Source organism: Haloechinothrix sp. LS1_15 (assembly GCF_033042135.1).
GTDB lineage: Bacteria > Actinomycetota > Actinomycetes > Mycobacteriales > Pseudonocardiaceae > Haloechinothrix.
The window spans coordinates 1-12,992 of sequence record NZ_WBXM01000006.1 but is presented as its reverse complement, the minus strand read 5'-3'; the positions used below and the strand labels follow the sequence as shown (position 1 = coordinate 12,992).

The following is a 12,992-nucleotide window of genomic DNA, read 5'->3' as shown; positions in this document are numbered from 1 at the left end:
GCGGTGGCGATGGGCATCGACCTTCCCCCTGAACTCGCGGACATCGCCGAGCGCACCGGCGTGACCTGGCCGGAAGCCGATGAGGACGCGATGCTGGAGCAGGCGGCCGCGTGGCGCGAGGCCGCGCGGCAGCTGTCGAGGCTGGCCACCGAGGCCGATGCCACGATGGATCGCGCTCTCGAAGCCATGGAGGGGGAGGCGGCGGATGCGGCGCGGGCGATGTGGCTCCGGCATCTCGACCCCGACGAGGGTTCGCTGGTCGCGACACCGCGCGAGGCCGACCGTGCTGCCGACCGGCTCGAGTACGCGGCCGAGCGGATCGCCTCGGCCAAGGTGACGATGATCGAGCAACTCACGCACGCGGCGAGAAACGTCGATGCGGCGGAGGCCGCGGCCTCCGCCGGACACCCAACCGCACTCGCCGGGGTGGATGCCGTGCTCAACGGCGCGGCCGCGGAGCTCGCGTCGGTCACCGGCGGGCTGGCTGAGTCCGTCGCCGATGCCGGTGCGGGTGGCGGCCCTGCGGGCGGCCCGTTCGCCGACCTGGCCGCCACCGCGGCCGGGGATCCACCCGCCGACCTGCCCGACCACGTCGCCGGTGCCGCCGAGGAGGCGGCGGGGGAGGTGGATGCGACGTCCCCGGAGCCGCCCCCGGGCTCGCCGGAACCACCCGGACCCGCGGGCGCGGGCGCTGCCGATCCCCCGACCCCGCCGAGTGGGGTCGGGGTCGCGGGGGACGCACCCGCGCACGGCGTGCGAGCGCGGTTCGACGGCGAGACCCCACCGGCTGGGGTGGCGCGACCGGTCGCGAGTGAGGCGCCGCGTGCCGCGCCCGTGACCCAACCCGATCCCGGCCAGGCAGGCCCCGCTGGCGGTCACCCGCTTGCGGATGCGCAACCGCCCGCGGGCCGTACCTCGCTGGCCGGATTCGCCGAGGCTGGGGCGCCACCTCCTGCAGCGTCGCCTGCGGCAGCGGGACCGGGCGCGCCGGGGCAGGCGCACGGTCCCGGCGCACCACCCGGTGCCGGCCCCGGTGCTCCCGCCGCGGGCCAGGCAGCGGGCCAGGCAGCGGGCCAGGCAGGCGGTGGACCGGCGGGGGCAGGCCCTGCGGGTGGTCCGGGTGCGGGCCCGCACCGTGGTGGCTACGGGCCGGGGCCGCGATGGCAGCAGGCCGTGCCGCAGCACCCGCACGCAGGCGCCGCCCCCGCAAACCCGCAGGTAGCGGGTCAGCACGGGGCGGGTCATCAGGTGATGGGGCAACCGGGCACGGCCCAGCCCGCGGCGCAGCAGGCCGCCGGGCACGGTGCCGCGGGCCGCCAGGATCCTGGCGGGGATCTCGCGCTGTTCCTTGTGCACATGTTCCCCATCGGTCACCTCCCGGTGCCCAGCGACAAACCGGCCAGGCAGCTACCGCCACCCCCTCCCGAGGAGGACCTCGCCGCAGGGCTGCGGTTCCCGCCGCACGACCACCCCGAGTCCGACCGGCTCCACGGGGTCCCCACCGCGGTGGACGGTGAGGTCCTGGGGCACAGGGGGATGCCCGCGCACCACCCGATGGTGACCGAGCTGCTGGCGGGATACGACCCGCTCGGCGGCATGCACGAGCGGGAATGGGACAGGCGGTACTTGGTGAGATCGGATGACCTCGCCCCGGAGTACGCGTGGCCGCCGTGCGAGCGGTATCCGGAGGGCGGTACCGACGTCGGCGTCGCCGTGGTGCTCGAAGCCGGGACCGTCATCGACCGGTTGGGCACCGAACACGGCCGCGTGTTCAGTGCGGGCGGTACCGCGTTCGGCAGGCGATCGCTGCCGCCCGCGCACCGGCATGCCGGGTACTTCCGCTTCCGGGTACTGCGGGAGCTCCCGGTATGGCGCGCGGTGTCGGCGGCATGGTTCGGCCAGGAGGGCGGTGGCGTCCGGTACCGGACCGTCTACCCGGCAGGCGAGCTGGTGGCCCTCGGGTTCCTTGCGGACATCACGGCGACCGGGAGCGACACCGCTGCAGGCGAGGACACTCCGGAGGGCGAATGAACTGCGAATCGATCGGCAGGTGGCTCGCGGAGATCGGGGTGCCTGGCGAGGTGGTCTCGATCGGCGCTGAGGCTGACAACCGCTGGTGCCTGCTGCGCACCGAGCACCACCGCGGCCAACAGGGCCATGCCGAGGCCGACCCGCCGGTGGCGTGGGAGGTTTTCTGGCGGGAGCAGGGCAACCGGTACGACTGGGCGCGTTTCACCAGCGAGCAGGTCGCCTGCCATTACCTGTTCGGCAGGCTGGCCTGGGCGCAGGTGGTGCGCGGGGCGATCGGCCCCCGCTGAAGGGATCAGCCCGCGCTGGCGAGCACGTCCAGCGCGGATCCGTGCAGGGTCCCGTTCGTCGACAGCGCGTTGCCGCCGTCGAGACGTGTCGCGCCCGTCAGGTCGGTCATCCTGCCACCGGCCTCGGCCAGCAGCACCGGAAACGGCGCGATGTCCCACGGGCTGACGATCGGTTCGGCCGCCACATCGATGGCCCCTTCCGCGACAAGGCAGTGCTGCCAGAAGTCGCCGTAGGCGCGGTTCTCCCAGCATGCCTCGACGAGCGCGAGGTAGGCGGGAAGCGAGTGGTGCTCGCCCCAGGTGCTGAGGTTCGTGGTGGACAGAAAGGCATCGGCCAGCGAGGCCACCCCCGACACCGCGATCTGGCGCGGACCGCGACCGTCGTCGGTGTAAGCTCCGCCACCATCCGTCGCCCACCAGCGCCGCCCCAGCGCCGGGGCACTGACCATGCCTGCGACTACGGTGCCCGCGTCGACGGCGGCGATCAGCGTCGCCCACACGGGAAGCCCGCGCAGGAAGGCCTTGGTCCCGTCGATCGGGTCGACGACCCACACTCGTTTGCCCGGCGCCCCGTCGAGCTCGCCGCCGTGCTCCTCCCCGGCGACGACGTCGTCCGGACGGTGCTCGGCGAGTAGCGACCGGATGGTGTCTTCCACCGCGAAGTCGGCGTCGGTGACCGGCGTGCGATCCGGCTTGCGGTCGATGACCAGGTCGTTAGCCTGGTACCGGGCCAATGTGACGGCGTCGGCTGCATCGGCCAGTGACGTGATGAGTTCGGTATCGGTACGGGAGTCGGCCACGGTCACGATGGTTTCACGCGGGTACCGCGTAAGGTGATTCAGGTGAGTAAGGTCCTGCTTGGCGAGGATGATCCGGCGATCGCCGAGCCGCTGTCGCGCGCACTGCAGCGGGAGGGATACGAGGTCGAGGTCGTCGAGGACGGCCCGGGTATCCTCGACGCGGCCGCGAGCGGCCCGGTGAGCCTGCTCGTGCTCGATCTGGGGCTGCCGAAGATGGATGGTCTCGAGGTGTGCCGCAGGTTGCGTGCCCACGGCAGCGACCTCCCCGTGCTGATGCTGACCGCCCGCACCGACGAGGTCGATTTCGTCGTGGGCCTCGATGCGGGTGCCGATGATTACGTGGCCAAGCCGTTCCGGCTCGCCGAGCTGCTGGCCAGGATCCGTGCGCTGCTGCGGCGAAGGAGCCCAGAGGTGCTCGAGTCCGGTGGGGTGCGCATGGACCTCGCCGCGAGGGTGGTCACCGTGGACGGCACGGAGATGCAGCTGGCCAACAAGGAGTTCGAGCTGCTGCGGGTGCTGCTGCGCCGTGCGGGGCAGGTGGTCAGCAGGGAAGAGATCCTCGCGGAGGTGTGGAACGACCTGGATACCAAGTCCACCAAGACGCTCGACATGCATATCTCCTGGTTGCGGCGCAAGCTGGCGGTCGCCAGCGGCGAGATCGACGGGCGCGGCGACGGCGGACCGACCCAGCCGGATCTGGAGCGGCGCATCGCGACCGTGCGCGGCCTCGGGTTCCGTTTCGAGACCGACTGAGCGGCCGCGAACCGTGCGATCGGTGATGCGCGCCGGGACGCCGGTGGTCATGTTGCCCACTCCAGGATGCGGTTAGGCTTGCTGACGTGCGCAGGCGCATACTGCTCGCGATCCTGCTGGCGGTGACCGTGACGGCGGCGGCGCTCGGCATCCCGCTCGGGGTCACGGCCTGGGAGCTGGTGCACAACATGACCCGGGACGAGCTCAACACCCGAGCCGAGCGGATCGCGGGCAACATCGACGAGCGGATGGCCGAGGGCGAGGAGATCGACCTCGGCCGGGTACGGCTGGCGGTACGGGAGGACGAGACCCTCACCGTGCGGCTACCCGACAGGCAGGACCTGTACTACGGGGCGGAGACCGACGGCGAGCAGATCGTGGCGCGGGCCGAGCTCGTCGATGATGCCACGCTGGAGCTCGCCGCGCCGATGGGGCCGCTGCGTGCCCGGCAGACACAGGTCACGATCGCGGTGGTGCTGCTCGCGGTGCTGTCGGTCGGGACGGGAACGGTGGTGGCGACGGTTACCGCCCGCAGGCTCGTCCGGCCGTTGCGGCACGTCGCGGAGCGTGCGTCACGGCTAGGTGCCGGTGACTTCCGTTCCGACTCCCGGCGTTACGACGTGCCGGAACTGGACCAGGTCGCCGAGAGCCTGGACACCTCGGCGCGGGCACTGTCCCGGCTGGTGCACCGGGAGCGTCAGCTGGTCGGCGACGTCTCGCACCAGTTGCGGAGCAGGCTGACCGCGGTGCAGCTGCGACTCGACGCGCTCACGATGCACAGCGATCCCGATGTGGTCGAGGACGCCACCGCGGCACAGGAGCAGGCCGATGAGCTGTCCCAGGTCCTCGACGAGCTGCTCGCCGCCGCCCGGGCGGCGCGGGAGTCCGATGCCGAACCCGTCGACCTGCCCGCTACCCTCAGCCGCATCGCCGAGGAGTGGCGCGAGATGCTGCAATCCGAAGGCAGGACGCTGAAGCTGCGGGTGGCCGACGGGTTGATGGCCAGGGCAACACCGGCACGGCTCCGCGAAGTGATCGGGGTGTTGCTGGACAACGCCCGGCGGCACGGGTCGGGGACGGTGACGCTGTCGGCCCGGCGTGGTGACGGTGACGAGACGGTACTGGTGCAGGTGACCGACGATGGGCCCGGCGTGCCGGACGCCCTGGTGCCGCACATGTTCGACCGGGGTGTCTCCGGCGCGGGCTCCACCGGGGTGGGCCTGGCGCTGGCACGCGCTCTCGTCGAGGCTGACGGTGGCAGGCTGGAGCTGTCCGGGCAGCGCCCGGCGACGTTCAGCGTGTTCCTCCGCGTCCCCAAGTCGACCGAGATCGCTGGCGTGGACTGGCCGAGCACGCCCTCACCCCGGTAGCGCTACGCGGCAGGACCCGGTCGGGCCGCTCACACCGGTACGCCCGTGCGGTGGTCGCCGAACTCGTCGGGGAAGACCCACCGCTTGTAGCCCCAGAAGCGGAAGGCCATCGCCAGCACCAGGCCGATGATCGAGGCGCTGGTGAAGTCGGCGACTTCCTGGACGAGCAACGACACGTGCGGCACCTCGAGGTTGAGCACGTAGCGCGAGATCAACAGCGGGATCAGGTTGATCACGATCGCGATACCGCTGATCAGGAAGTACAGCGCGGCCTCGTGGTGGCGTTCCCGGCCGCCTCGGGTGCGGAACGACCATTCGCGGTTGAGGACGTACGACACGATCGTGGCCACCAGGATGCCGATGCCCTTGGCGGTGGTGGGCTTCTCGGTCAGGATCGTGAGCTTCAGCGCGTACCAGATGCCGTTGTCGACGAGGAAGGCGGTGCCACCGACGAAGCCGAACTTCAGCAGCTCCCGGTACCTGAGCAGCAGCAGCCGCAGCGGGCGGGGCACCCGCGCCAGCACGTCGTCGACGAGGGTCATCCGCAGCAGTCTACGAGCCGTGGGAAGCCGGGGCGGTGACGGCCGCGCGGCGACCCTGCCGGGACGGCTCGCCGCCAGGGGTCACCGCGGACCGTAGCCTGCCGTTACTTGGGCCGGTGGCTTCCCGTGCCCGTGACGCGCGCCGGGACGCTCTGAGGCCGGTGAGGACTCCTCCGCTTCCGGTGGGCTCGTCCTGTCCCCGGTCGGGTGCTGTCGCGTGGTGGTTGTGGCGGGACCCGTCTCGGTCTCACCCGTGGGGGTGGGGCTCTGCCCGGTGCCCGTGACGCCGCCAGTGGGGTCCTTCTCGGGAGGTGTCGGTTCCGGTGTGCTCGGCGAGGGCCCGGGGGACGGGCCGGGCGAGGGCGTCGGGTCGGGTTCCGGTTGCTGGGGCGGTGGTGTCGGCGGGAGGGTGCACGGCTGCCAGCTGCCGACCTCGATGGTGGCGGTATCGGTGGCCGTACCGAGCCTGGCGGTGACCGTGACGATCCCGGCGGTGCAGGGGTCGCGTACCAGCGCCCACATGCGCACCGACTCCTCGGGTTCCAGCTCGTCGGCGGAGGTGCATTCGGTGCTGGAAGCGTCGCTGGTGCAGTCCATATGCCCCGGCCGGGAGCGGCTGAACACGAACGCGCTGGCGTCGAGGTGGACCGTGGTGTGGTCCGTGGATTCCCCGGTGTTGGTCACCGTGATGTGCGACAGCCTGCCGCCGCCGGTCCCGGGATGGCCGTGACCGAACGGCCGGGTGGTGACCTCGACGCCGTCGTTGGGGGCGGCCACCCGGACCGGGATGGTGATCCGCACCCTGGCGGCATCCTCGCTGTCCAGGCTGCCGGTGATCTCACCCGGCTCGGCATCCTCGCTTGCCTGCAATCGGAACAGCAGCGTCATCTCCTCGCCCGGCTCGAGCCCGGACGGGGTCGTGCAGCTGACCGTTCCGGAACCCGCTGGGCAGCGGACCACGGAGCCGTCGTCGGAACCGTCGCCCTGCTGGCGGGGGTTCTCGGCGATGGTCGCCCGGACGGATCCCGCCATCGGCTGGCTGCCACCACCGGTGGCATGCGCTACCGCGGCCACCCCAGCAGGCAAGGTCAGGGTGACCGTGGCGGGCTCCGACGGTGCGTCGCCGTCGTTGCGCACCGTGATGGGAAGGTCGACCGGGTCGCCGCCTGCGACGAGTTCGATGCCCTCGGGTGGGCCCTCGGCGGTGAGTTCGGGTGGTTCGGGTGCGGGTTCCGGCGCGGGTTCCGGTGCCGGTGCCTCCGGTGCGTCCTGGGGCGGTGCCTCCTCGGTTTCGTCCGGTTCGGGTGCCGGTGCAGGTGGTGGTTCGGGTGCCGGTGCCGGTGGTGGGGCGTCCGGCTCATCGGCTGGTTCGTCGTCCGGCTCATCCGTGTCCGGCTCGTCGGCGGGCGGCTCGTCGGCGGGCGGCTCGTCGGCGGGCGGCTCTTGCTCGGCCGCCGGTTGCTGCGCATCGGGGATGTGCTGGCCGTCCCCGCCGACCAGCCCGATGCCGACGGCGGCGGCGACGGCGGCGGCCGAGGCGGTGACGCCGAGGAACTGGCGTGGTCCACCGGAGGCCGCGGCACCCGCCCCGCCGGATCCCGCCGATGCGGATGCGGCGGCGCCGCCCGCTGCGGCGGCACCCGCGGTCGCCGCCGAAGCTTGGCCCGCACCCGCGGTGGCGAGGTAACCCAGTGCGGCACCGCCGAGCACGATCGGCGCGATGACCGCGCGCAGTGCGCCGTTGACGTCGGCGAGCTCGGCCGCGAGTGCGCGGCACTCCTCGCACTCGTCGAGGTGGGCTTCCACCTGCGCACGCTCCCGCTTGGACAGGCCGTCGCGGGTCCATGCGCCGAGCCGGTCGGCCGTGGCCCTGCACCGCTCGGCCGAGGTCCGCGACAGGTGGACCTGCAGGTAAGCCTGCCGTAGACCCTCGCGTGCGCGGTAGGCGAGCGCGGAGACCCCATTGGCTGTCAGCCCCAGCAGCGGAGCCACCTCGGCAGGAGACTGCTGCTCGATCTCGGTATGCCAGAGCACGGCCTGCCAGCGTTCCGGGAGCCGCGCGAACGCCTGCGCCGCCAGGCTGCGCTCCAGGCCTGCTACGGCGGTGTCGGAGAACGGCACGGCCAGTGCGCTACCGACCTCCCCGGTCGCCGCGCTCATATCCTCGTTGAGATCGACGCGCTTATCCTTGCGGGACTTGTCGTAGGCGGTGTGTCGCAGCGCGGTCAGCAGGTAAGCGCGGAAGGCGCTCTCGGGGCCCTTGCCCGCGCGCAACGTGTCGAGCACCTTGGCGAACGCATCGGCCACCAGGTCGTCGGCTTCGGCTGGGGACCTGGCGAGCTGGCGAGCCAGGTTCTGCGCCGCGGTGACGTGGCGCTCGTAGAGGGTGCCGTACGCGGACAGATCACCTTCCTGCACCGAGGTGATCAGCGCGGCGTCACTCGGCCCCGCCGGTTCTGCTGGAACCGTTGACACTGGCCTCCTCCTGGCTCGCTGCTGGCCGGTGTCACCGTTACCAGCGTGGTCACTATCGAGTCCCGCCTGCTCAGGTTACGACACCGGAGTGGAGACCGCGCGCATGCGATAGTGTGACGCGTCGTGGCGGGTGGGGGGCGGTACCGTACGGCTGCCGCCGCGGTTCACCGGGACGGAAATTGCGGTCGCGTCGTGCCGTCACGCGCGGCGGGCGGCGCCGTCACTTCATCACGGAAGGTGAACGACGCGGTGGAAGGAACCGGCTAGTGGCGGACGGGCATGCGTCTGGGGTGACGGGCAACGGTGAGGCAGACGGTCCGTCCCAGGCCAGTCCCGACATGCCCGGACCGGCGAGTGCCCCGCTGCGGGCGCTGCGCGCGCGGTGGCGTGCGATGAGCCTGGCCTCCGGCTGGCGGTTCCCCAGTGACTGGGCCTTGCCCGAGATCGATGCGGTGTGCGCCACGGTCATGCGCGAGGGGGTCACAGACCAGGCGCTGTCCGGTCTCGGGCGGGCGCGGGCGGCGGCCGGGGCAGGCCTGGCCGAGACACTCGCCGACCTGGCGGCGCTGCACGCGGCCACGCAGGGATCGGGCGGGACACGGGATGCCGGGCAGCTCGCGCTGGCCGATGTCGACGCGACCCCTACCCGGTTCGTCCGTGTCACCGCGCTGGCGTGGGCGGATGTCGCGCTCGATCAGCTCGCGCATACCGAGGTGACCGACGCGTTGACCGGCCTGCCCACGGCGGCGTACCTGCGCACGCGGCTCGAGGAGCTGTACCAGCGAGCGCGTTACGACCGGGTTGCCGCCGCCGATCGGAACGTGCTCGTCGTGCTGTCGATCGACCTGACACGCGTGACCGGCTGGTCGAGGCTGACCAGCATGATCCTGGCCGCGGAAGGGATGCGCGCGGTGTTCACCGCCGGGGAGAGCGTGGCGGCCATCGGGACCTCCGTCCTTGTGGCGCTCGCCGACCGTGCCCAAGGACTCGGGGATCGTGCGGTCGCCGTGCGACGCGAGGTGCACTGGCGCCTCCAACAGGATCCCGATCTCGCGTGCGCGTCGGTCACGGTGCGCATCGTACGTCTACGTCCGAGCGTTCCGGAGAGCTGCGAGCTGCTGCACGAACTCGGTCGTTGCTGAGACCGGCCGCGGCCGCACGCTCGTCGTCGCGATGCGTGGTGCGGCGCGGCTGTCCCCGACTTTCGTCGTGCGCCAGCGGACAGAGGGTTGACGGGGCCCGGATCCATGCAATTACAATTACCTTTACTTTTAGGAAACTTTCCTAAAAGTTTAGATCGCGTATCGCGGCGGGGTTCCCGGCGCGCGTGCTGGCGAGGTGATGCCCGGCTAAATAGGAAACGTTCTTTACAGTTTTCGCGCTCCGGTCAGCACAGGGGAACGACACGACACAGGCGACACCGCGGGCGGTGGGCTGTTCAACGGCACACCGATCCTGCGCCTGACAGGTGGGTTTCAAGGGGATGACGGGCGGGGCTGGCGTCCCGCCCGCGAACGGTGCGAGACCCGGCACGCTACGCCTGCCGGGTCATCGAGCAGTGAGGAACTTTCATGATCAAACGTATCTCCTCTCGACAGGAGAGTTCCCGCAGTGGCCGACATCTGCTGCGCCGGGCCAGTACGTTCGGCGCGGCTGCCGCGGCCGGTCTGCTTGCTTTGGGGGCTGTGGTGCCGGTGGCGCAGGGTGCGGATGGTGCCGGGGACGGTTCGGTGCCGGTGCGGGTGAATGCGAATGGTGGTGAGGTGACCGATAGTGCCGGTGTGGTGTGGTCGGCGGATCGGTCGTATTCGCAGGGGGAGTGGGGTTATGACATGGTGTTCGGTTCGGGGTCGACGTCGGAGTCGGTGGCCGGGACCGGGGATGACGAGTTGTATCAGGGGTACAACTTGTTTACTGGGGGTGCTGGGTATTCGTTTGATCTTCCTGATGGTGACTATGAGGTCACGGTGAAGATGGTGGAGGATTGGGCGAATGCTCCTGGGCAGCGGGTGTTCGATGTGGCTGCTAATGGGGATACGGTGCTGTCCGGGTTCGATATTTTCGCCGAGTGTGGGGCGTTGACGGCGTGTGATCGGTCGTTCCCGGTGTCGGTGTCGGGTGGCCGGTTGTCGGTGGGTTTCACCATGAATGGTGGGTCGAATTTCGCTACGGTGTCGGCGATTTCGGTGGTCGCGGCCAATGGTGATGACGATCCGGGTCCGCCGGATGATCCGGATCCGGAGCCGCCGGAGGAGCCGCCTGCTGCGCCGTCCGGGCTGGCGGTGACCGGTACGACCACGACGACTGTGTCGCTGGCCTGGCAGGCCGGTGGTGAGGGTGACGAGGTCACCGGCTATCGGGTGATTCAGGATGGTGAGGTGGTCGCCGAGACGGAGGCGACCAGTCATACGGTGACCGGTCTGGCGGCTGATACCAGCTATGAGTTCGCGGTTGTGGCGGTCAACGAGGCAGGAGAGTCCGGCCCGAGCAACACGGTCACCGCCACCACCCAACCCCGCGGCGAAGCACCCGACGAGCACGTTCACGTCGGGTACTTCACCCAGTGGGGCATCTACGGCCGCGACTTCATGCTCTCCGACGTGCACGACAACGGCGCCGCCGAGCAGCTCACGCACGTCTTCTACGCGTTCGCCGACGTGAGCCAGGATGGCGAGTGCGTCAGCGGTGACCGGTTCGCCGACTACGAGAAGGCGTTCACCGCGGAGGAGAGCGTCGACGGCGAGGCCGACACCTGGGATCAGCCGTTGCGCGGGAACTTCAACCAGCTGCGCAAACTGAAGGAGGAGCACCCCGACCTGACGGTGCTGCTCTCGCTCGGCGGGTGGACCTGGTCCCGCAACTTCTCGGATGCCGCGCTGACCCAGGAGTCCCGCGAGCACTTCGTCGAAACCTGCATCGACCGGTTCGTCAGGGGTAACATTCCCGGCCTGCCGGATGGTGCGGCCGAGGACGTGTTCGACGGGATCGATGTGGACTGGGAGTGGCCCGGTTCGGAGGGCGCGCCAGGCAACATCGTCCGCGAGGAGGACAAGGAGAACTACACCCTGCTGTTGGAGGAGTTCCGCCAGCAACTGGATGAGCTCGGTGACGAGACGGGCGAGTACCACGAGCTGACGGCGTTCTTCCCAGCCGACCCGGCGAAGATCGACGCCGGATTCGAGGTCGACAAGGTCTTCGACTACCTCGACTTCGCCACGGTCCAGGGCTACGACTTCGCCGGTGCCTGGGACGACGAGACCAACCACCAGTCCCAGTTGTTCTCGCCGCCGGACAACCCCAAGCCGGAGCAGTGGAGCGTGGATCTGGCGATCAGTAGCTACATCGAGCGTGGTGCGCCCGCCGACGAGCTCGTGCTCGGTTTCCCGGCGTACGGGCGTGGTTGGGCCGGTGTACCGGACACCAACGACGGTCTGTACCAGCCGGCGACCGGTGCCGCGCAGGGCACGCACGAGAACGGCTACGAGGACTACAAGGTCCTCAAGGACAAGCCGGGCGAGCGTTTCCGTGACACCGAGCACGGCGCGCTGTGGCTCTACGACGGCCACGAGTGGTGGAGTTACGACGATCCGGTGCTGTTCGAGCAGAAGGGTCAGTACATTCTCGACCTCGGACTCGGCGGCGCCATGATGTGGTCGCTCGACGGTGACGACGAGCAAGCGTCGCTGACCTCGACCCTGGCCAACGTCCTCTCGTAGGCCCTGCGTCCTACCCCTGACTCGGTCGTGCCCGGGCCCGCGGTCCGGCCGCGGGCCCGGGCACGACCGGTCGTTCCTGCGATCCCGAGGGAGAGATGACGATGCGTAGACGAAGCACGTTCGGCCTGCTGGCCGGATTCGCTACGGCCCTGCTTGCTTTGGGGGCTGTGGTGCCGGTGGCGCAGGGTGCGGATGGTGCCGGGGACGGTTCGGTGCCGGTGCGGGTGAATGCGAATGGTGGTGAGGTGACCGATAGTGCCGGTGTGGTGTGGTCGGCGGATCGGTCGTATTCGCAGGGGGAGTGGGGTTATGACATGGTGTTCGGTTCGGGGTCGACGTCGGAGTCGGTGGCCGGGACCGGGGATGACGAGTTGTATCAGGGGTACAACTTGTTTACTGGGGGTGCTGGGTATTCGTTTGATCTTCCTGATGGTGACTATGAGGTCACGGTGAAGATGGTGGAGGATTGGGCGAATGCTCCTGGGCAGCGGGTGTTCGATGTGGCTGCTAATGGGGATACGGTGCTGTCCGGGTTCGATATTTTCGCCGAGTGTGGGGCGTTGACGGCGTGTGATCGGTCGTTCCCGGTGTCGGTGTCGGGTGGCCGGTTGTCGGTGGGTTTCACCATGAATGGTGGGTCGAATTTCGCTACGGTGTCGGCGATTTCGGTGGTCGCGGCCAATGGTGATGACGATCCGGGTCCGCCGGATGATCCGGATCCGGAGCCGCCGGAGGAGCCGCCTGCTGCGCCGTCCGGGCTGGCGGTGACCGGTACGACCACGACGACTGTGTCGCTGGCCTGGCAGGCCGGTGGTGAGGGTGACGAGGTCACCGGCTATCGGGTGATTCAGGATGGTGAGGTGGTCGCCGAGACGGAGGCGACCAGTCATACGGTGACCGGTCTGGCGGCTGATACCAGCTATGAGTTCGCGGTTGTGGCGGTCAACGAGGCAGGAGAGTCCGGCCCGAGCAACACGGTCACCGCCACCACCCAACCCCGCGGCGAAGCACCCGACGA

10 protein-coding genes are annotated in these 12,992 nt (G+C 70.2%); 7 read left to right on the top strand and 3 right to left on the bottom strand.

The window, feature by feature from the left end:
• The first annotated feature begins 9 nt into the window (after positions 1-9).
• Entirely contained in the window at positions 10-2,031 is a 2,022-nt protein-coding gene (locus F8178_RS10760; protein WP_317494603.1) for a TNT domain-containing protein, read from the top strand.
• The gene (locus F8178_RS10755) at positions 2,028-2,318 is read left to right on the top strand and encodes a hypothetical protein (protein ID WP_317494602.1); all 291 of its coding nucleotides are present in this window, start codon (positions 2,028-2,030) and stop codon (positions 2,316-2,318) included. Before F8178_RS10760 ends, F8178_RS10755 begins: the two co-directional genes overlap by 4 nt.
• A gap of 5 nt (positions 2,319-2,323) precedes the next feature.
• Here the strand turns inward: F8178_RS10755 and F8178_RS10750 are convergent, their stop codons facing one another.
• The gene (locus tag F8178_RS10750; protein ID WP_396345300.1) at positions 2,324-3,124 is read right to left on the bottom strand and encodes an inositol monophosphatase family protein; all 801 of its coding nucleotides are present in this window, start codon (positions 3,122-3,124) and stop codon (positions 2,324-2,326) included.
• A gap of 36 nt (positions 3,125-3,160) precedes the next feature.
• On the opposite strand from F8178_RS10750, the gene F8178_RS10745 reads away from it, so the two are divergent.
• Positions 3,161-3,871, top strand: a complete 711-nt coding sequence (locus tag F8178_RS10745; RefSeq protein ID WP_317494600.1) for a response regulator transcription factor — start codon at positions 3,161-3,163, stop codon at positions 3,869-3,871.
• A gap of 86 nt (positions 3,872-3,957) precedes the next feature.
• Positions 3,958-5,241 carry an ATP-binding protein gene (locus tag F8178_RS10740; protein WP_317494599.1) on the top strand — a complete coding sequence of 428 codons (1,284 nt, stop codon included), beginning with the start codon at positions 3,958-3,960 and terminating at the stop codon, positions 5,239-5,241.
• 29 nt (positions 5,242-5,270) lie between these two features.
• On the opposite strand, the gene F8178_RS10735 is transcribed toward F8178_RS10740, so the two are convergent.
• Complete coding sequence (locus tag F8178_RS10735; protein ID WP_317494598.1) at positions 5,271-5,783, bottom strand: GtrA family protein; 513 nt, start codon at positions 5,781-5,783, stop codon at positions 5,271-5,273.
• An 81-nt stretch (positions 5,784-5,864) separates the two neighbouring features.
• Positions 5,865-8,258, bottom strand: coding sequence for a sigma-70 family RNA polymerase sigma factor (locus tag F8178_RS10730; RefSeq protein ID WP_317494597.1), 2,394 nt, complete (start codon positions 8,256-8,258; stop codon positions 5,865-5,867).
• 266 nt (positions 8,259-8,524) lie between these two features.
• On the opposite strand from F8178_RS10730, the gene F8178_RS10725 reads away from it, so the two are divergent.
• The 3 genes from F8178_RS10725 to F8178_RS10715 form a co-directional block, all read left to right on the top strand.
• A complete protein-coding gene (locus tag F8178_RS10725) occupies positions 8,525-9,400 on the top strand; it encodes a GGDEF domain-containing protein (protein ID WP_317494596.1) in 876 nt (291 codons plus the stop codon).
• Between the two features lie 429 nt (positions 9,401-9,829).
• The gene (locus F8178_RS10720) at positions 9,830-11,974 is read left to right on the top strand and encodes a glycosyl hydrolase family 18 protein (protein ID WP_317494595.1); all 2,145 of its coding nucleotides are present in this window, start codon (positions 9,830-9,832) and stop codon (positions 11,972-11,974) included.
• 101 nt (positions 11,975-12,075) lie between these two features.
• On the top strand, positions 12,076-12,992 hold a 917-nt coding region (locus F8178_RS10715), incomplete at its 3' end, for a malectin domain-containing carbohydrate-binding protein (RefSeq protein WP_317494594.1).